The organism is Reinekea sp. (assembly GCF_982785585.1).
In genome coordinates this window covers 91,839-111,111 of sequence record NZ_CEYAVF010000002.1, presented here as the reverse complement: position 1 = coordinate 111,111, position 19,273 = coordinate 91,839, and the positions used below count along the sequence as shown (strand labels likewise).

Annotated in this window: 15 protein-coding genes and 3 tRNA genes; 10 read left to right on the top strand and 8 right to left on the bottom strand. The window is 53.8% G+C overall.

Annotated elements, in window-relative coordinates:
* Positions 1-84: 84 nt before the first annotated feature.
* The gene (locus AC4FIC_RS01590) at positions 85-567 is read right to left on the bottom strand and encodes a hypothetical protein (RefSeq protein WP_475843351.1); all 483 of its coding nucleotides are present in this window, start codon (positions 565-567) and stop codon (positions 85-87) included.
* Positions 568-920: 353 nt separating this feature from the next.
* On the opposite strand from AC4FIC_RS01590, the gene AC4FIC_RS01585 reads away from it, so the two are divergent.
* Positions 921-1,847 (top strand): AEC family transporter, encoded by a 927-nt coding sequence (locus AC4FIC_RS01585; protein ID WP_100256579.1) that lies wholly within the window; start codon positions 921-923, stop codon positions 1,845-1,847.
* A gap of 133 nt (positions 1,848-1,980) precedes the next feature.
* Here AC4FIC_RS01585 and AC4FIC_RS01580 read toward each other — a convergent pair whose 3' ends face one another.
* A complete protein-coding gene (locus AC4FIC_RS01580; RefSeq protein WP_100256580.1) occupies positions 1,981-2,562 on the bottom strand; it encodes a Fe-Mn family superoxide dismutase in 582 nt (193 codons plus the stop codon).
* Between the two features lie 347 nt (positions 2,563-2,909).
* Here AC4FIC_RS01580 and AC4FIC_RS01575 point away from each other — a divergent pair, with 347 nt between their 5' ends.
* The 4 genes from AC4FIC_RS01575 (at position 2,910) to AC4FIC_RS01560 (ending at position 6,357) form a co-directional block, all read left to right on the top strand.
* Positions 2,910-3,917 carry a coiled-coil domain-containing protein gene (locus AC4FIC_RS01575; protein WP_273286047.1) on the top strand — a complete coding sequence of 336 codons (1,008 nt, stop codon included), beginning with the start codon at positions 2,910-2,912 and terminating at the stop codon, positions 3,915-3,917.
* Between the two features lie 196 nt (positions 3,918-4,113).
* Positions 4,114-4,890, top strand: coding sequence for a DeoR family transcriptional regulator (locus AC4FIC_RS01570; RefSeq protein ID WP_227003769.1), 777 nt, complete (start codon positions 4,114-4,116; stop codon positions 4,888-4,890).
* A 167-nt stretch (positions 4,891-5,057) separates the two neighbouring features.
* Positions 5,058-5,777 carry a DUF3581 family protein gene (locus AC4FIC_RS01565; protein WP_100256582.1) on the top strand — a complete coding sequence of 240 codons (720 nt, stop codon included), beginning with the start codon at positions 5,058-5,060 and terminating at the stop codon, positions 5,775-5,777.
* 247 nt (positions 5,778-6,024) lie between these two features.
* Positions 6,025-6,357, top strand: a complete 333-nt coding sequence (locus tag AC4FIC_RS01560) for a DUF2185 domain-containing protein (RefSeq protein WP_100256583.1) — start codon at positions 6,025-6,027, stop codon at positions 6,355-6,357.
* 89 nt (positions 6,358-6,446) lie between these two features.
* Here AC4FIC_RS01560 and AC4FIC_RS01555 read toward each other — a convergent pair whose 3' ends face one another.
* From AC4FIC_RS01555 to AC4FIC_RS01530, 6 genes are all read right to left on the bottom strand, one after another.
* Positions 6,447-7,475: a polysaccharide deacetylase family protein gene (locus AC4FIC_RS01555; RefSeq protein WP_158524296.1), complete on the bottom strand. Its 1,029-nt coding sequence runs from the start codon at positions 7,473-7,475 to the stop codon at positions 6,447-6,449.
* Entirely contained in the window at positions 7,472-8,314 is an 843-nt protein-coding gene (locus tag AC4FIC_RS01550; RefSeq protein ID WP_100258707.1) for a sulfurtransferase, read from the bottom strand. The genes AC4FIC_RS01555 and AC4FIC_RS01550 overlap by 4 nt, the downstream gene beginning before the upstream one ends.
* 44 nt (positions 8,315-8,358) lie before the next feature.
* Positions 8,359-10,239: a putative bifunctional diguanylate cyclase/phosphodiesterase gene (locus tag AC4FIC_RS01545; RefSeq protein WP_100256585.1), complete on the bottom strand. Its 1,881-nt coding sequence runs from the start codon at positions 10,237-10,239 to the stop codon at positions 8,359-8,361.
* Positions 10,240-10,324: 85 nt separating this feature from the next.
* Positions 10,325-10,399, bottom strand: a tRNA-Gln gene (locus tag AC4FIC_RS01540).
* Between the two features lie 45 nt (positions 10,400-10,444).
* Positions 10,445-10,519: transfer RNA gene (locus AC4FIC_RS01535), tRNA-Gln, on the bottom strand.
* A 4-nt stretch (positions 10,520-10,523) separates the two neighbouring features.
* Positions 10,524-10,600 (bottom strand) — tRNA-Met (locus tag AC4FIC_RS01530).
* 406 nt (positions 10,601-11,006) lie between these two features.
* On the opposite strand from AC4FIC_RS01530, the gene AC4FIC_RS01525 reads away from it, so the two are divergent.
* The 5 genes from AC4FIC_RS01525 to rpsR all read left to right on the top strand — a co-directional run bounded on the left by AC4FIC_RS01525 (position 11,007) and on the right by rpsR (position 19,268).
* Positions 11,007-11,603, top strand: coding sequence for a LemA family protein (locus AC4FIC_RS01525; protein WP_100256586.1), 597 nt, complete (start codon positions 11,007-11,009; stop codon positions 11,601-11,603).
* A 98-nt stretch (positions 11,604-11,701) separates the two neighbouring features.
* Positions 11,702-13,705 (top strand): M48 family metallopeptidase, encoded by a 2,004-nt coding sequence (locus AC4FIC_RS01520; protein WP_100256587.1) that lies wholly within the window; start codon positions 11,702-11,704, stop codon positions 13,703-13,705.
* A gap of 332 nt (positions 13,706-14,037) precedes the next feature.
* Positions 14,038-18,333, top strand: coding sequence for an EAL domain-containing protein (locus tag AC4FIC_RS01515; RefSeq protein ID WP_100256588.1), 4,296 nt, complete (start codon positions 14,038-14,040; stop codon positions 18,331-18,333).
* A 267-nt stretch (positions 18,334-18,600) separates the two neighbouring features.
* Positions 18,601-19,026: a 30S ribosomal protein S6 gene (gene rpsF, locus AC4FIC_RS01510; RefSeq protein ID WP_100256589.1), complete on the top strand. Its 426-nt coding sequence runs from the start codon at positions 18,601-18,603 to the stop codon at positions 19,024-19,026.
* 14 nt (positions 19,027-19,040) lie between these two features.
* Positions 19,041-19,268, top strand: a complete 228-nt coding sequence (gene rpsR, locus AC4FIC_RS01505) for a 30S ribosomal protein S18 (protein WP_100256590.1) — start codon at positions 19,041-19,043, stop codon at positions 19,266-19,268.
* The last annotated feature ends 5 nt before the right edge of the window (positions 19,269-19,273 follow it).

The following is a 19,273-nucleotide window of genomic DNA, read 5'->3' as shown; positions in this document are numbered from 1 at the left end:
CCGTCGCACTTTGGGCCTGTTTCACGCAGTAGGGCGTCCTATTAAACCCAAGCCACCCGATTCAATCGGGTGGTTTGTTGCCGGTTAGGATGAAACGACATTGCCGAAACTGTCATAGTGCTGGACCGATACCAAGGTCATGTTGGGCGCATAGTGGTAATTGGACCGCACGACAAAAGCGCCATCAGCGGTAAAGGTCGTTTCGGTAATTCGAAGCCCTTGGGTATCTTCAATGCAAGCGCTTCGCGTCGTTAGCTTACCGGCGGTATCGAACCGATTGATATCAAATTTATAGCTATTTTCCGCTATCTTTTGCCTGAGGGTCCGGCATTCACAGGCCACCTGAGGATGAGCCAATAGGTGTTCGTTGACATGCCCTTGTAGGGGTACCAGTAGGTCGATGTAGTCAATCTTCAAGAGAGTCAGGTCGACATAATGCTCTATCCTTTTGGCCCGATCTCGTTGGTCGAACCAATGTATCGAATAGGTGCCGGCTTCGGCAGCCTGCGCCGCTGCAACGGTACGACTATCAATCCTAATCTCGGGCCGTAAGGCTAAATTTGACATAGCTATCCGTTCGATCCTCTTGAGTTATATAGACTTAGCGGCGTGTTCCGGCAGTAGGCGCTGATAGGCTTTTACCTTGAGCCTCTTTTATGGCCTAGGTGAAGCGTAGGAGGACATTGGATTAAGGTCAATTTGCTGCGAAGAAGTTTTTCAAACCTAGCCTAAGCGCGCGCGAAGGGTCCATTGGTCGAATATAACCGGCTGGAGGTAACGCCCGGCAGGGCCCAGTCAGCGGGCTGTTTAATGCTTCCGGCATAGGCCTCGACAGCACCCGCCGCGGCCTGTACCGTAGCGTTTCTTCGTCCCAGAGCTTGCTTGCTGGGGATCTAGCCTATGCAGGAAGCCCGTCCCAGATGAGTTACTTTGTAAATGCATTAATTCCGGTACTGGCCCTTATTGTTCTCGGCTATGGCCTAAAACGGCTTGAGTTCTTATCCGCTGAGGTTTGGGCGGGTATCGAGAAGATCACCTATTATCTGATGTTTCCGGCGCTCTTGATCCACACCCTAGCCAGCCAAGACTTGGCCGGTCAGCCGTGGTCCCGGTTGTTTCTGATCAGCACCCTGGTGTTGTTGATCTCAGCTCTAGCCTTATGGCTCTATTTCGCACTGACTCATAGGACCTCCGCGGCGACCTTTACCTCCATCTTTCAGGGTGGCGTGCGCTTTAATACCTATATCGCGCTCTCGGTTTCTGGCGCCTACTTTGGCCAAGAGGGCTTGGCGCTGATCTCGGTGGCCTTGGGTTCGATGATTGTTGTGGCCAACATTCTCTGTATTGGCGTTTTCGTGCTTTACGGTAAGGCGGAAGCGCGTACGGTTAAGACCTTTGCCAAGCAGTTGGTGCTGAATCCGTTAGTGATCGGTTGTGCGATCGGCTGGGTGCTCAGTTTGTCCGGCGTCGGTCTGCCTTGGGTCAGTTCGGAGATCTTTGAAATCATCGGACGGGCTGCGCTGCCGCTCGGTTTATTGGCGGTCGGTGCTGCCTTGCGTCCCGGCCTGATCAGGGGGCATGCACCAGCTATTCTGGAGGCCTCAGTGGCACAGTTCCTGATTAAACCGGCTGTGACGCTCGCGCTGTGTGCCGCCTTCGGTCTGACGGGCGTCGCCGCAGGGGCCTTGCTGATTGTGTTTATCACCCCGACGGCGTCATCAGCCTATATTCTGGCCCGGCAATTGGGCGGCGACCTGGAGGCCATGGCCTCAATTATCACCCTGCAGACGCTCGTCGCCTTTGCAGTGATGCCGATATGGGCTTGGGTCTGGCTCACCGCACTCTAGGGCCTGTAGTTTGGTGCTGGGACGCACCGGCGGAACAGCCTGGCCGCTGCCTGATTATAAGGCCAAAAAAAAGACCCCATTGGGGTCTTTTTTTGTCTGCGCCTAGGGTCTTAGGCGTGACGCTTAATTGGGTCTACTTAGCGAAGTTTGCCGCGCCGAATTCCCAATTAACCAATTGCCAGAAAGCCGCCAAGTAGTTTGGACGAACATTGCGGTAATCGATGTAATAGGCGTGTTCCCAGAGGTCAACGGTGATGATCGGAGTTTGATCGCCCGTGATCGGGGTGCCGGCATTGCTGGTATTGACGATATCCAGGGTGCCGTCAGTGTTTTTAACCAGCCAAGTCCAACTAGAGCCGAAGTTGTTCACGGCCTTATCGTCAAGCGCGGCTTGGAAGGCTTCAAAAGAACCCCATTTGGCGTTAATGGCATCGGCCAAGGCACCCGTCGGTTGGCCGCCGCCATTCGGGCTTAGGCTGTTCCAATAAAAGCTGTGGTTCCAAATCTGAGCGGCATTGTTGAACACACCGCCGGATGAGGATTTGATAATGTCTTCTAGACTCTTACCTTCAAACTCGCTCCCCGGAAGCAAGCCATTGAGCTTGGCAACATAGGTTGCATGATGTTTGCCATGATGAAACTCAAGTGTTTCAGCGGAAATATGGGGCGCTAAGGCATCGATTGCGTAGGGTAAAGTAGGTACTTCAAAAGTCATGGTCGTCTCCGTCGGATTTAGGTTGGTTAATTTAACACTCTATATCATCGGGGCTGATCGGCGCACTTTCAAGTTTTATGTCTTGCAAACCTGTGTTTTAGCAGATCGATCGACCACCCGTGCCGTAGTTCGACGATCCGCTCGGTCGCTGCAGATCTCTAATTTATGGCCCCCGACATTGATTACTGGGTCACGGGGCGGGGCCAATTAGGGCCTATCTCATCGGCCTAATGGTGCACGTAGACCAATATTCAGCCTTTTGCCCAAAAGAGGGTTGGATGCCGGTTGCCCTCTGCCGCATAACCCCAGATAATGAGGCTCGTAAAAAAAACAAACAGGGTTACATGATGGCTGAAAAAACTCCAGCGGGTGATTTACCTCGAATGGTGCCCGATCGAGATGATATTCGCACCCGGAATGTTCGGGCTAATCCCGAACGCAAGCCCGCAGCGGAAAAAAAGACCAGTGCCGGTCAATCTAAATCTCATACCTCATGGGTCGTGGCGCTATTTTTAATTGTTGCCGGCGTCGCCATTGGATATCTAGCCCTGCAACAGTATTCCGCCGTACAGCTGTTGAATTCCTATGAAGAACGTTTGATATTGGCCGATGAGCGCATTGTCAGACTGGAGCAGTCCTTGACCCAGACCGATGAGTCGGTATCGATGAATGGTACGGCCATCAACGCCCAATTTAAGGCGATCAAGGTAGAAACCGATATGCAGATGGATGAGATCCGGAAATTATGGGATGTCGCCAATGTTAGAAATCGCGCCTGGATTGTGGCCAACCAGACCGCCTTGGCTGAGCAGCTTGAAAGCGTCAGCCTGATCAACACCAGTTTAGCGACTGTGCAGTCCGGTCAGGCTGAGGACGTTAAGAAGCTAGCGAGCCTGAGCGAGCAATTGAGTGTCGAAAAAACACAGCGCGGCGAGTCTGAACAGAAATTCGAGCAAGCATTAGTGCAAATCGAGCAACAGTTCGAGCAATTTACGGCTGTTGAACAGCAGCTTGTGCAAGAGTTAGGCCTTATAACAGTCGACCTTGCCGCGGCGTCCAGCACCCTGGGCAGTATTGTCGATGCCAACTACGGCGAGCAAATTTTGACTCTAACGCTAACCCAAGAGCTGGCGGCCGCGCAGCGCGATCAAATCAGTGCCGAGCAAGGGAAAATCATCGCCGATCAGGATGAAATCAGTGCTAAGCAAGAGATCAATACGGCCAACATAACCGAGCTTTTGGGTGCGATTGAGGCCGTCGATGCAGGTCGACTGGCAACCAATAAGCGCTTAACCGCCTTGTCCGGCCAGCTCGATACCGTTAGTGCTAAGGTGATAGCGCTGACTGGGCAATAGCCCTGATTGGGCCTGGTCAGCGCCTATCAAGGACCGACGGCGCTGCACTGCTAGGGTACGTTGGATGCAAAAGGGTTGCTGTGGTCGGTTAGGCCGGGGGCAGCACTGGATATGCTTTTCGGGCATTGACAGGCCAAAGGCCGCAATGTTCATTTTGGGGTTGAACCGCAGTGACCGATAACAGTGACCGATAATAGTGACCGATAAAAACAAGTCCCTGAATGCGCGCCATAAGGCCATTCTGAAATGGCTGGAATCGGACGGTTTAGTCCGGGTCGAGCATATGGTGCGGCGCTATCAGGTCACCGAACAAACCATTCGACGCGATCTGACCTGGCTGGCGCAGCAGCGCCTGATTACCCGCCTGCACGGCGCCGCCAAGCCCTTGAATTCGACCGAAAATATTGCCTACAGCGATCGGCAAATACTGCATCACCGGGCGAAACAGAAAATCGCTGCCGCCATTGCCGCCCTAATCCCCGACAATGCCAGCCTGTTTATCAATATCGGCACCACGACCGAAACCATCGCCCATGCGCTCATGAACCATCGCGGGCTGCAGATAATCACCAACAATTTGCATGTCGCAGCCCTAATGAGCCAGAAGACCGATTTCCGCGTCATCGTTACCAGTGGCGAGGTGAGGGCGACAGATGGTGGCATTATGGGCGAAGCCACCCTCGATTTTATTCAACAATTCAAACTGGATTACGGCCTTATTGGCATCAGTGCCATCGACAATGAAGGCACCCTGTTGGATTTTGACTACCGTGAAGTGAAGGTGGCACAAGCGATTATCGAGCACAGTCGGCAGGTTTTTTTGGCCGCCGATCACAGCAAGTTTGGCCGCAAAGCGATGGTGCGCTTGGGTAACTTAGCCCAAGCGGATCGACTCTTTACTGACCAAGCCCCGCCTACTGATATCCTCGGTTTGATGAACGACAGTGATGTTGCCCTGCATATCTGTCGGTAGCTATTAGTTCTTTTTTGGCGACTTATGTGTCAAATTTTGTGCTTTTTGATACTCTAGCGCACAAATGTACCCTATCCAGGGGTTGCTCGACTAACAGGCTTGTCAGCAACGCTCAGGTTCAATCAGTGAAAAGTGATGCGAAAGCGTCTTGTTTAGGAGGTTCGGCGGTGTTTTTGGATGAATTTCATACGGTAATTGACGGCCGCATTGTGGTGTCCGCGGCACAGGCGAGTCGTTTTGCCAAAGAGGTGGCGGGCGACTTCAACCCAATCCACGATCCCGAGGCCAAACGTTTTGTGGTGCCAGGTGATCTGCTGTTCGCACTGGCTATGTCGAAATACGGCCTAGGCCAACGCATGTCGGTGTCCTTTTCCGGTATGGTCGGCAAAGACAAGCCGCTCAACCTACCCGACAATCATCAGGGTGTTATTGAGATAACCGATGATGCTGGCAAGGTTTATACCCATGTTGAACACCATGGTGAGGTATCGCACGACCGCGCACTTATCGAAGCCGTTATTCGCAGCTACGTCGCCTTTTCCGGTCAGAATTTCCCCTATATATTAGTGCCCCTGCTGGAAAAGCATCAGGTCATGTTTAATCCAAGGCGCCCTCTGGTAATCTATGAGAGCATGTCGTTTGAGCTCGACCGAGTCGCCATTGCTCAACCTGAATTGGCTCTCGTCAACTCGACACTGGATGTCAACGGTAAGCGCGGCGATGCGCATTTCATCTTTGAAATTCGAGATGGTGATGAAGTGATTGGTAAGGGCGATAAAAAACTCATCGTCAGTGGATTACAGCCTTATGACGCAGAACTGATGGGCAGGGTGGTAGACGACTTCGAACTGTTAAAATCGGCCTATCGACCTTCCGCACCGGCCTGATGGCCACATCGGGTGCAAGTAAAGCGCCCGACCCGGCATGGTCGTCTCCAGACGGCCAGCGCGCATTCAGCTTAAAAATAACCCAGTCGTTAATTTCGTTACAAAAAATTACACTCATAACTTGTTGATTTGCAAAGAGGCCTAAAAATCAGTGCAAAAAAGCTGGTATTTACGGGTGCATTTTAGATCGGTTTGCTTATAATCCGCCGCCCTTTGATGCCGGGTTATACCCGAGGTTACCGACTGTATGAGAAATGAGCTTTACACCGCAACTGAACTGGGCCACCTGTGTCTTGCCTCTAGTCTGATTTTAAATGAGCGTCCGTTGCCAATTCGTTTTTTTTACAAGGAAGATCCCCAGCACGCAAATGATACCGGCTTTCGTTTTTACAGCGGTCAGGAGACCGACGAATTCTTACTCGAGGAAAATGCCGCGTGTGTCGCGCCATTGGACTGCCTCGAGCGTTTAGACCCAAGCATCACCGAATTGGTGCGCCGGTCGCAAGTCGGTAGCGTTTGGGAACGCTTGCCCAACACCAACGATTGGGTACCGGTGCACGATTACGACATCCCCGCCTAGCCTGATAGGCCAAGGACCGCGCGCGGTCACGCTCTGCGGGCACTTCTGCTGAGTTTTTATTCTGTACCTCTAAGGTGCCCCTTGCGGCGCTATTGCGTCCCGTCGGATACCAACCACGGCTTGGAAAACCAATAATAAAACGCTCCCGAGGCGCTGCGTGCGGTGCAGTTGAAGCGATGCCGGCCGAGTGTTAAGGGTGCCGGGCTACTTAGCCGAAAGGAGCTGGCCGTGGGACGGCTAGCCGGCAGCGGATCACCATCGAGAAAACAATTCAGGGGCAGCGTTGGCACGAGGTTATCGGTGAAATCGACGGTGACGCTCGGGCTTCGATCGGTCGTGAGCATGTTGGGTAGGTTGGCCTCATCGATCGGCATCGGATGGGAGCCAATCTTGGTCGCCAAGGTGGCCGTATTGGCATATATGCCGGCCGCGGCAAAGCGAGGGATGGCTTGGGCATGGGTGCCCGCCCAGACGCCGCCAGAATGTTGACCGAAACCGAGGTAGCCCATGTCCTTCAGTAAGTCCTGCAGCTGTGTGCTGAACTCGCCATAGGGGTACGCCAGCCAACGCGGCACAGCGTCGCCGAGCTCGTCTACCAGACGCTGCTGTGCCTGTTCGATATTTGCTCTGAGACCGGCCCGCCCCAGCGCGCCGCCGGCCTGTTGGCGCACCAGATAGGCGTGATCGGTGCTGTGGTTGGCAATGGTCACGCCGCGCTGCGCCAGGGTGCGCAATTGCGCCCAACTGAGCATATCGCCATAGCCCTTGTCGATCGGGTCGGTGGCGACAAAGATGGTGAAGGGATAGCCAAACTCCTCAAGCAGTGGCAAGGCATTGTCATAGATATCGCGATAGCCATCGTCAAAGGTGATCGCGATGGTCTTGTCCGGTAAGGGCGAGCCATTTGTAACGGCCGCAAGGGCTTCCGCAAGCGGCATGACATGGATCTGCTGATCTTGAAAAAACTGCAGATGTTCGCGGAAAACTTGTGGCGTGACAGAGGTGCTCGCCGGACTGTCTGTCGAGACGTGGTGATAGACCAGGATATTAAAATGATCGGCTGCAGCGGCCAAGTCGAGCCATCCGGCCAGCACGCAGACCCAGAGCAGTCTTTTCACCAGACCGGACCTTCTGTGCCCAGGCCAATTGCCCGCTGCGGATCGGTGATCCATTCACTCCAGCTGCCCGGGTACAGCGTCGGCATGAGTCGGCCGCTTTCACATAAGGCCAATAGATTATGGCAGGCGGTGACCCCAGAACCGCAGTAGCAGACCAGCGCAGCATTGGGCAAACCGGCAAAGCGCTGCGCCAATTCAGCCGAGCTTAAAAAGCGGCCATCGGCGGCCAGGTTTTTACTGAAATCGGCATTCATCGCCCCCGGAATATGGCCGGCCTGGGTATCGAGTGGTTCAATATCTCCCCGGTAGCGCGCCAAGGCTCGGGCATCTAAGACCAGGGTCGAGGCATCTCGGTCGGCCAGTTCTTGGGCGCTGATGGTCCAGTCGGCACGGGGCGTGATCTGAATCTCGGATGGCTGCGGCACCGGCACTAAGCGGGTGCAATCGCCGCCCAACTGTTGCCAGCGTGCCAGACCGCCATCCAATAGCTGGACCTTGTCGATCCCGGCCCATTTCAACAGCCACCAGGCCCGTGCGGCAAACATGCCGTTGCCTTGATCGTACACCACCACCTGGGACTGGGGTTCGATGCCCCATTGACGCAAGGTCGCCTGCCACTGCTCGACACTCGGCAGGGGGTGACGACCGGTTTGGCCGGGCACGCACGGGCCCGATAACTGCTCTGCCAGATCGGCGTATAGCGCGCCGGGTATATGGCCCTCACGGTATTGCTCGAGGCCCTTGTTGGGCGCCTGTAAATCGAAACGGCAGTCGAGAATAACCTGCCCAGGAAGATCGGTCCGGGTAAAAAGCTGTTCAACTTGGATCAGTTCAGACATGACAAAGTAGCCATTCATTCGATGAAAAGTACGCCCATGGTACCCTATTCAATCAAGCTTTCAACCGAACCATCCGGGGTCATTTGAGCCACCAATAGCTCCACCAGGGCCGCCTTGCTAATCGGTTTGGCCCAGTAAAAGCCTTGTGCCGTTTTACACTGCCAGCTCTTCAGTAGGTCCAAGGTTTGCCGATCTTCGACCCCCTCGGCGACCGCCGTTAAGTCGAGGCCCTTACATATTTGCAAGATCGCCCGGACAATCGTTTGATTGTATTCGCTCTGGGTCAGGTCTTGGATAAAGGAGCGATCGATTTTCAGCGTCTGGACATCAAAGTGCTTGAGGTAGCCCAAATTACTGTAGCCGGTGCCAAAGTCGTCGATCGACAGGCTCACGCCCAGTCGGCGTAAACCGGCTAAATTATTGCGGATATCGCTGACCTGGTCGGCCAATATGGACTCGGTGATTTCAATATCCATCACGGCGGGCTTGAGCCGGTAAAAATCCAGGATTTCAGCGATTTCAGACGCCAAGTCGGTGTTCTTAAATTGTGCCACCGAGACATTCACACTGATATGAAAGCTCGGCAGCGTTTTGATAAAGGTTTGGGTGTCTCGACAGGCGGTGTCCAGGACCCAACGGCCAATCTCTGCGATGAGTCCGTTTTGTTCGGCCATGGGAATAAAATGATCCGGGCCGATGGCCCCGAAGCGACTGTTTTGCCAACGCAAGAGCGCTTCGGCGCCGACAATTTTTTCGCTACACAGGTCGATTTTGGGCTGGTACAGCAAGGTCAGTTCGTTATTTTGGATGGCCATACGCATTTGTGCGGTCAGGTCGAGTCGATACTGTACTTTCTGCTGTTGTTCGTTATTGAAAAAGCAAAAGGTATTGCGGCCCAAGTCTTTGGCCTGATACATGGCCAGATCGGCATTCTTCAAAATGCCTTCAAAGTTGTCTGCATCATTCGGGGCCAGTGCGATGCCGATTGATGCCGAGCAGTGCACCAGCGAGCTGGCCAATTGGTATTCTTTTGCCAATGCGATCATCACGGTGGTAGCTAGGTTTGAAATGGATGCGATATCGGCTAGGCCTTCGGCCAGAATGAGAAACTCATCGCCGCCAAGGCGACAGATGGTGTCGGATTTTCGTACGGTCTGACGCAAACGCTCGGCAACCTGAATCAGCAGATTATCGCCCAGCAGATGACCGAGTGAATCGTTAATCGATTTAAAGTCGTCCAAGTCCAAATACAACACGGCCAGTTGCCGATTGTCGCGCCGGCTTTTGAGTAGGGCGTGCTCGAACCGGTCTTTGGCCAGCAAGCGATTGGGCAGGTTAGTGAGCGCGTCATGTTGCGCGATATAGACTATGTGTTTTTGCGAGGCTTTGAAGCGCTCGTTTTCCGCCATAATAACCTGGCCCGCATCGACTAGGTCCTTGTGCAGTACCTGAATGGCATAGGCGGTAACCGCGAAGATCATCGCAGAGGAAAAGCCGGTTTCAAATGAGGCCACCATTGGCGGTACAGACAGGTAGTCTAGGCTGTAGGCCAGACCCAAGGCCAGGCAGATGAAGATGATCAGCGCGACCACTGTGTAGGTTAGGTGTGCGCGGCCGATCATGGTTGAAAAGATAATCAGCCCCGGCAGACCAAAAAGCGACAGGTCTCGTAGGCCGGCTCCGGTGAGCATCAAAATCAGGATAGTGACAAAGAGCACGCCGACCAGGACGTTGGCCGCCCCGTCTAGGCGATCGCGCCGAGTCAATTGGTCGACCCCGACCATCGCCAATAGGGCACAAGCCAGCATGATCGCTTCAAGCCAAAAGCCATAGATGACCTGCATGATTGCGATCAGCGTTAGGGTAATGGCGACGCCGAAGGTCAGCTGTTTAAGGCGTTTTTTACGCACAAGGCTAAATTTCAAACCAGAGATCCGATAGCGTGAGCAGGTATCTTAAGTATAGGGGGCTTTGGGGATTTGCTTGGGAAAGTTGTGCGGGGCGAAAAGCTGGCTGGTCCGGCTGGATTCGAACCAGCGCATGACAGGATCAAAACCTGTTGCCTTACCGCTTGGCGACGGACCAGTATAAATGTGTGCTAAAACTGCTAAACGAGCGTTACAGAAGAACTGGCTGGTCCGGCTGGATTCGAACCAGCGCATGACAGGATCAAAACCTGTTGCCTTACCGCTTGGCGACGGACCAGTAATGGTGGCTATAGCTAGACTTGAACTAGCGACCCCAGCATTATGAATGCTGTGCTCTAACCAACTGAGCTATATAGCCTCTATAACGGGGCCGTATTATCCCTTTATTTGTTTCTCTGTCAACCGTCTCTAATCTTTTTTTTTAAATAGTTTCAAAGAGTTAGCGAATTATCCGGGCCACAGTGCGGATCCACCTTAGGAATGTCGGCCGTCCGCTAAAGCAAATTCAAGCCAAGTCTTTGAAAAACAGCCATATATGCCTTAAAAACCATCCTTTGGACCTGTTTAATAGCCAAAACGATTCATAAACGGCCGATCTTCGAACGCCGTTATGCCGAGGTGCAAACATTGCCGACCGGCAAGCCGCGGGCAACGGCGCGCTCATGCCCATCGGTTGAGAAGCCGATCGAGTGGCCAAAAATCAGGCGAATTTAAAATCTATTGATACACTTTAAGGACTGTTTTCATTTCTTAGGGAGCTCGATATGGATTTTTCATTCAGTACTATCATCACCTGGGGCGTGCCACTGGTCTTGGTTATATTTCTGGTTACCCTTTACAACAGGCTAGTGGCGTATCGAAATCGCTTTAAAAACGCCTTTGCCCAAATCGATGTGCAATTGCAACGCCGTCACGATCTGATCCCCAACTTGGTTGAAACCGCCAAAACCTACTTAAAGCATGAGCAGGACACCTTGGAAAGCGTAACCGCAGCGCGCAATCAGGCGGTGTCGGCACAGCGGTCGGCGGCGGCAAACCCTGCGGACGGAGCCCTGGTCGGCAAGCTGTCACAAGCTGAAGGTATGCTTTCAGGCGCGCTCGGGCGGCTGTTTGCCGTCTCCGAAGACTATCCCGATTTGAAAGCCGACGGCACCATGCGCGACCTGATGGAAAGCCTGGACAGTACCGAAAACAAGGTCTCCTTTGCCCGCCAAGCCTATAACGATAGCGTGATGCATTACCAAACGCTCAAGGAATCCTTCCCGACCAACCTGGTGGCGAATATGGCCGGCTTTAAGGACGCCGCCCTGTTCGAAGTCGATCGCCCTGAGGTCAAGCGCGCACCGACGGTCGCGTTCTAAGCGGTGTTTAGGTGCTTAGGTGCAAAGGGGCCTAGGTGCAAAGGGCAGTCGAGCTGGGATGGCGCTCAGTACTGCCGTGAGGTTGGCAAGGGGTGGGCATGGACTTTTTTGAACAACAAGATCGGGCACGGCAAAAAACCGGGCAATTGGTGCTGTTATTTTTTCTCGGCCTGCTGGCCACCCTGGTTGCCATCAACCTGGTATGTTTTCTCGCTTATTGGTTTTTTTACAGTCCGGTCGAGCTGGACGGCAGCCCCCCTGTATCAGCCTTGCCCGGTCTACTCGGCGAGTGGTTTCAAGTCTCGCCGGGCGCATCAGGCGAGCCGAGTGCCACTCTGGCCCTGGCCTGGTCCGGCTGGTGGCACTCCAATCTAAATTGGCAAATAAGCCTCGGTGTGATTGGTGCAGTGATTATTGGCACGCTGTTCCGCTTTCTCGAACTGGCTGGAGGAGGGCGCAAGGTGGCCGATTGGGCCGGTGCGAAGCCCATTCAAATGGGCACCAGCTATCCGGCCATCAAGCAACTGATCAATATCTGCGAGGAGATGGCCATTGCCGCCGGTATGCCGGTGCCAGAGCTTTACTTGATGGAACACGAACCGGGTATCAATGCCTTTGTAGCCGGTTACTCGCCCCAGGATGCGGTGCTGGTGGTGACCCAGGGCGCTTTGGATCAGCTCAGTCGCGACCAATTACAGGGTGTGGTCGGGCATGAGTATTCACATATCCTCAATGGGGATATGCGGCTCAATATTCGTTTGATGGCTTGCTTGGCTGGGCTGGTAATGATTGGTCAAATCGGTCGATTTTTGCTGGAGGCCAATTTCTGGCACGGCTCAAGACGCAGCCATCGCAATGACGGTCGAAGTGCCTTGCTGATGATTGGCCTGGGCCTGGTATTTGTCTTGGTCGGCTATATCGGTGTTCTGGTCGGGCGCATAATTAAGGCCGCTGTGTCACGCCAGCGGGAGTTCCTGGCCGATGCCAGCGCGGTGCAATTTACCCGCTTGCCGGATGGTTTGGCCGGCGCACTGTACGCTATCAAAGGACATGCTGGCGGCTCTCAGTTGACCCATCGCCATGCCGAGGACATGTCGCACTTCTGCTTTGGCGAGTCGGTCGCCCTATCGGATCGCCTGGCCACCCATCCGCCGATTGTCGAGCGCATCCGAGCCATTGCACCGCACTTTGTCGCGCAAGAGCGCAGTCGACGGCGACGCACTGAGTCGGCGGACGACAGCGTGAGTCGATCCCAGCCTCAGGCCTTTGACAGCGCCCTTACCCTGGTGGGCATTAGCGCCCTAGTCGGCCAGGTCACGCCGGATCAGTTGAACTATGCGCGCGACCTGTATCGCCATATACCGGAGCAGGTTAAAACCTGGCTGCATCAATCAGATGGCGCCAAGGCCTACCTGTACTGCCAGATACTGCTCGGTAGCGCGTCGGCTCGGCAAGCCGTGCTCGACCTGATCAAGCAGGAAGACAGCACCCTGATCGACCTGCTGCAAAAGATCTGGCCCTATTGTCAGAAAATGGACGAACAGTTACGCCTGCCGATAGTGGACTTACTGATTCCGACGCTCAAGAAACTATCCGAAGCTGAGCGGCTGGTCTTCCTCGATCGGCTCGAGCGTTTGGTCGCCCTCGACGGCCGTGTCGACTTTATTGAGTGGGTCACCCTGACCCTGATTCAGCTGCGCCTGCGACCCACGCTCGCAGCAGCCAAGCGAAAGCTCGATGGCAACATCCGGCACTATCAGCGCGCCCTGAGCACCATCTTCAATATCTTAGTGGAGCTGAGCCGCGACAAGGTGGCGGCGGAAAAGGCCCATCAAGCCATTTGCCGCCAAATGGACATAGCCTATCGGCCTAGCCAGACGCTGCAGTCCATCGGTTACCAGGGGCTGGGTTCAGCCCTAATGGCATTGCAGCAGGTAAATTTTGTTTGGCGCAAAACCTTGTTGCAAGCCTTTGCCGATATTATTCAAGCCGATGGCCGAGTTGAATTCCGTGAATATGAAATACTCCGCATAATGGCTCAGTGCCTAGCGTGCCCTATGCCACCCCTTCGGCCCATCCCAGTAAATACCAGTATTCGTTAAATCGCCTGCCCAGCTCGCCAATCGTTGTGACCGATTTAACAGAACCATCCGCCGATCGGTGGCTCACTGGCGGGTAGCGATCGACGCAGGTTGATTAGCTGCTACAAGCAAATTTGACAACCATCAATAACCTGCTTCCTAGCGTTCATGCGCGCTGGGCATGCTAAGCGGTGAGGACTCTTATTAGCAGCAATTGAGACTTGATGGGGTTCCGGTAGCTGAATAATAACAATCTAGGGCCGTTCGGCGTTTTTTTCGAGGTAGTGGTCGCCCGAGCCAATAAGGGGCGTTTCCGAGTGGAATGATTGTCCTGCAGCCCCCGTCGCACCTAGGTGAACGAGGTATTAACTATCAACGCGGTACAGCAAAAAACAGGCACTAACGACAAGCCAGTCGCCCCTTCGACTGGCAATCAGCGACCGTCGGTTCCGGTCGTCGGGCTGGGCGCGTCCGCCGGCGGCTTGGACGCTTATAAGCGGTTTTTCAGCGCGATGCCGAGCAACAGTGGTTTGGCCTTTGTATTGGTGCAGCATCTCGACCCGAAGCACAGCAGCATGACTGCCCAACTGCTCGGCAAGCACACGTTGATGACGGTGGAGCAGGTTGAACACGCCACCGCCGTGCAAGCCAATCATGTTTATGTGATACCGCCGAACAAGGATCTGCTCCTAGTCAATGGCTGCCTGCTGCTCAATGCCTTGCCGCCGCGTCAGGGCCCGCATTTGCCAGTCGATCTATTTTTACGGTCACTGGCCCAAGACCAGGGCGAGCAGGCCCAGGCCATTATTCTATCTGGCTCGGGCTCGGACGGTACGCTGGGCGTTGCCGCGATCAAGGCCGGCGGCGGCTTGGTGCTGGTGCAAACGCCGGAAACCGCCCAGTTCGATGGCATGCCGCGCAGTGCCATTCAGACCGACTTGGTCGATTGCGTGGCCGATGTCGAGGCGCTACCTGAGCTGTTAATTCACTACCAGGCCCAGCTGCAGGGCTTGGCGATGTCCGATGCGCATAAGACGGTGCCCGACGATCAACTCGACCTGCTTATTAATGCGGTTCGAATGCGGACCAAATACGACTTCAGGTTCTATAAGAAGGGCACCCTATTACGGCGCATTCATCGACGCATGGGCTTGAACCATCTGTCTGATATAAAGGAATATGTGCACCTGGTGCAGACGGACGAGGGTGAAGCCAAGCGCCTCTTCAAGGACCTCCTCATTAGTGTGACCGGTTTTTTTCGCGATCTGGAAGCTTACCAGGAACTCCAGTTAGAGGTGATCGAAACGCTGGTGGCCGAGGCGGCGCCTGATCAGCCAATCCGAGTTTGGGTGGCCGGTTGCGCTACCGGTGAAGAAGCCTACTCCATCGCCATGGTGATCCTCGAACAATTGGCAGTGGCGAACAAATGCTGTCCGGTGCAGATTTTTGCCTCCGATATCGATGAGCAGGCCCTGTCTATCGCCCGGTTGGGCCGATACCCTCTCAATATTGCCACCGATGTATCGGCCCCTCGGCTGCAGAAATTTTTCATCCAGCAGGATCAGTCTTATCAGGTAACAAAAACCCTGCGCGAAGCGATCATCTTTGCAGAGCACAATCTGATCAGCGATCCGCCCTTTTCCCGCCTTGACCTAATCAGCTGTCGCAACTTGATGATCTACATGGAGCCGGAACTGCAGCGCAAGATCGTGCCCCTTTTCCATCTAATACTGAAGGCAGGGCGTTATCTTTTTTTGGGCAGTTCTGAAACCATCGGCAGCCAAACCACGCTCTTTCAACCCATTAGCAAAAAGGCGCGACTGTTTCAGCGGGTCGGCGCAGCGCAGCGCGATGGCCTGCAGATGTCTTATGTTAGCGGCTTGGAACGCTTTAGCAGTGCCCGTGTGGATGTCCCAGAGACCTGTCTGGAACCGCTTAATTTTGCCAAACTAACCCAATATCTGTTACTTGAACGGTTTGCGCCTTTTGCCGTGCTGGTCGATCCCCAATACCAGGTATTGTATCTGGCGGGGCCGTCGGGCTTATATTTAGAAATGACCACAGGCGTGCCCAGCAAGGACCTCATCACCATGGTCCGAGAAGGCTTGCGCAGCAAGGTGCGCATGGCCTTAGAAAAGGCCGGCCAAACGGATGAGGAGTTTTCGGTACCTGGGCGGGTTAAGCGCGAGGGTCACTACCACCACGTGACCGTGACCGCCATTCCGGTCAGCGCCTATCGCGCTAATGCGAAGCTGCTCTTGCTCACTTTTGCCGAAGCGAAACAGATCGTTGTTGCCCCGGCCAGCACTGAAGTCGGCGAGCTGGATACTCACGCAGAGTGGCAACTCAAGACCTTGGAAGCGGAATTGCGCGAAGCCAGAGAGGATTCGCGCCATCACCTAACGGCGATGGCAGAAGCTAATGAGAAGCTACGGACGTCCAACGAAGAGGTTTTGTCGATCAATGAAGAGCTGCAGTCGACCAACGAAGAGCTGGAAACCTCAAAAGAAGAGCTGCAGTCGCTCAATGAGGAGTTGTCGACGGTTAATAACCAGCTGCAGGACAAGGTGCAAGAACTGGCCGGGGCCAATGATGACTTGGCCAATCTGTTGGCCAACACCGATATAGCGGCGCTGTTTCTCGATCGTAACTTTGTCATCAGGCGTTTTACTCCAGCGACACGCAAGGTATTCAATCTGATTGCATCCGATATCGGTCGTCCGATAGGAGATATCTCCCACCGAATCAGGGATTTAACCCTGCTCGAGGATGCCCAGATGGTAATGCAAAACTTGACCACCATTGAGCGTGAGGTTGCCACCAATAACGATCAGTTCTTTATCCAGATTATCAAACCTTTTCGCACCGAAGCCAACGTGATCGATGGCATCGTGGCAACCTATGTCGACATTAGCCATTTAAAAAAATCACAGGAAAACCTGGTGAACGCCAAGCGCAGGGTCGAGCTGCTGCTGCAATCGACCGGAGAGGCGATCTACGGTGTCGATAGACAGGGACGCTGTATCTTTGCCAATAATCGCCTAGCGCAGCAATTGGGCTTCAACTCGGACGAGCTGCTCGGCAGCGATATCCATGCGCTGATTCACCATACCCACGAAGATGGCTCAGTCTTCCATTGGAAGGAATCCTTTGTGTATAAGTGTCTGACCAACAAAAAGGGCCACCAGGGCGGGCATAATATTGCCTGGCGCGAGGATGGTACCTCCTTTCCAATTCTCTACACGGTAGAACCGATCAAAGAAAATGGCGAGTTGACCGGTGCCATGGTGACCTTTCGCGATCGCACCGAGGAGCGCGCCGCCTCCAACAAGCTCGATCACCTCGCCCGACACGACACCCTTACGGGCTTGGTCAATCGGCGTGAATTTGAGGATCGCCTGACTCGAGTGCTCGACAGTGCCCGGCAGGAAAAGACCGAACACGTTCTCTGCTATCTCGATTTAGACCAGTTCAAGGTGGTCAACGACACCTGTGGGCACTTGGCCGGCGATGAGCTGTTGCGCCAAATTGCCGGGCTGCTCGAAAGCCATATTCGTAAGCGCGATACCCTGGCCCGTTTGGGTGGGGATGAATTTGGCCTGTTGATGGAGCATTGTGATCTCTACGAGGGACGCCGGGTCGGTAATAATTTGCGCGATGCCGTCGCCGAATACCGATTTGTCTGGGAGGGTAAGGCGCACACAGTTGGGGTGAGTATCGGAGTGGTATCGATCGTCGATGATGTTGGCGATATCACCGATGTCCTAAAGGCGGCTGACGCGGCCTGCTACGTCGCTAAAGAAGGCGGGCGTAATCGAATTCACGTCTACCACCCCAATGATGCCGAACTGTCCAACCGCCAAGGGGAGATGCAATGGGTTGAGCACATCAACAGTGCGCTCTTAGCAGGCCGTTTTCAATTGGCCGTGCAACCGATTATGGCCTTGGCTGACAACAGCGCCGACGCCCAGTCCTATGAAGTGCTATTGCGCATGGAGGGCTTGGATGGCGAGCTCATTATGCCAGAAACCTTTTTGGGCGCGGCCGAACGCTACAATCTGGTCACCAAACTGGATACCTGGGTGGTGCACAGCATCGTGGCCTGGATCGATAGCCATCCAAGCGAATTTGCCAAGGTGAGTCTTTTAAATATCAATTTATCGGGCAGGACCCTGGGCGACAACGACTTTTTGGCCACCCTGATGACGCTATTCGAAGACCACAAGATTCCCGGCAACAAGATTTGTTTTGAAATTACCGAAACGGCCGTGATTAGCAATCTGTTTAGCGCCAATCGATTTATGCACTCGTTAAAACAACTTGGTTGCGTCTTTGCGCTCGACGATTTCGGGACTGGCTTGTCCTCTTTTCAATATCTGAAGACCCTGCCGGTGGAATACCTCAAGATCGACGGTATGTTTATCCGTGACATACTCGATGACCCGATTGACTTGGCGATGGTTAAGTCGATCAGTGAAATTGGTCAAGTGATGGGCAAGCAAATCATTGCAGAATACGTGGAAAGTGAGTTGGTATTGGAAAAGCTCAAGGAAATGGGCCTGAACTACGCCCAGGGTTTTTATCTGGGCGCGCCTGTGGCACTGCAGGATATGAACTTTGATACCGGTTCGGTGCAGCCTGCGAGCTAAATTGGTCTGCCAGAGCGACCGGTTTGTCCCAATGCCAGCCCTTGCAACCTGGGCTTTGCACCGCCTTGGCCGAGTGACTGGCGAAATTACCGCTTTATTAACGCAACGGCCCTCATATCCCTTGATTCCGCCTGCTGCATTGCGTAAACTGCCGCCCCTCTGCTCGAACCGAGTAGAGACAGTTGTGCTTTGCCCTTGGGGTAAAGTACTTAACTCCTTACCTTACTGTGAGTGTTACAGGAGGTTGTTAACCCGGAAGGAGCATTTATGCGCCATTACGAAATCGTTCTACTGGTCCATCCTGACCAGTCTGAACAAGTGCCTGCCATGGTAGAGCGTTACACGTCTGTTGTAACCGAAGCCGGCGGTGCTATCCACCGTTACGAAGATTGGGGCCGTCGTCAATTAGGTTTCCCAATTCAGGATCTCCATAAGGCTCACTACGTGTTGTTAAACATCGAAGTGACGGATGCCTCTATCGAAGACTTGAAAACCACTTTCCGTTTTAACGATGCGATTTTACGCAGCATTGTTCTGCGTCGTAAAGATGCAGTCATCGAGGCCTCGCCTATGATGAAATCTGTTGAAGCCAAGAAAGCGAAAGATGAAGCCCAGGCCGCTGCACGTACTCCGCGCTCTGAAGACGAAGCCACCACTGACGATGCTGATGACGATTCAGCATCTGAAGAATAATAGGAGCATACACTATGGCACGTTTCTTTCGCCGTCGTAAGTTCTGCCGCTTCACTGCAGAAGGCATTGTTGAGATAGATTACAAAGATGTTGACCTATTAAAGGGCTACATTACCGAAACAGGCAAGATTGTACCGAGTCGTATCACCGGTACCAGTGCGAGATATCAGCGTCAATTGGCGACTGCCATCAAACGCGCACGGTATTTGGCTCTGTTGTCCTACACCGACTCACACAAGTAAGTTAT

Bases quoted from the DNA above. Each gene is read 5' to 3' on its own strand.
- AC4FIC_RS01580 (WP_100256580.1), bottom strand. From the start codon at position 2,562: ATGACTTTTGAAGTACCTACTTTACCCTACGCAATCGATGCCTTAGCG.
- AC4FIC_RS01560 (WP_100256583.1), top strand. From the start codon at position 6,025: ATGAGAAATGAGCTTTACACCGCAACTGAACTGGGCCACCTGTGTCTT.
- rpsR (WP_100256590.1), top strand. From the start codon at position 19,041: ATGGCACGTTTCTTTCGCCGTCGTAAGTTCTGCCGCTTCACTGCAGAA.
- AC4FIC_RS01585 (WP_100256579.1), top strand. From the start codon at position 921: ATGAGTTACTTTGTAAATGCATTAATTCCGGTACTGGCCCTTATTGTT.
- AC4FIC_RS01550 (WP_100258707.1), bottom strand. From the start codon at position 8,314: ATGTCTGAACTGATCCAAGTTGAACAGCTTTTTACCCGGACCGATCTT.
- rpsF (WP_100256589.1), top strand. From the start codon at position 18,601: ATGCGCCATTACGAAATCGTTCTACTGGTCCATCCTGACCAGTCTGAA.
- AC4FIC_RS01590 (WP_475843351.1), bottom strand. From the start codon at position 567: ATGTCAAATTTAGCCTTACGGCCCGAGATTAGGATTGATAGTCGTACC.
- AC4FIC_RS01520 (WP_100256587.1), top strand. From the start codon at position 11,702: ATGGACTTTTTTGAACAACAAGATCGGGCACGGCAAAAAACCGGGCAA.
- AC4FIC_RS01525 (WP_100256586.1), top strand. From the start codon at position 11,007: ATGGATTTTTCATTCAGTACTATCATCACCTGGGGCGTGCCACTGGTC.
- AC4FIC_RS01575 (WP_273286047.1), top strand. From the start codon at position 2,910: ATGGCTGAAAAAACTCCAGCGGGTGATTTACCTCGAATGGTGCCCGAT.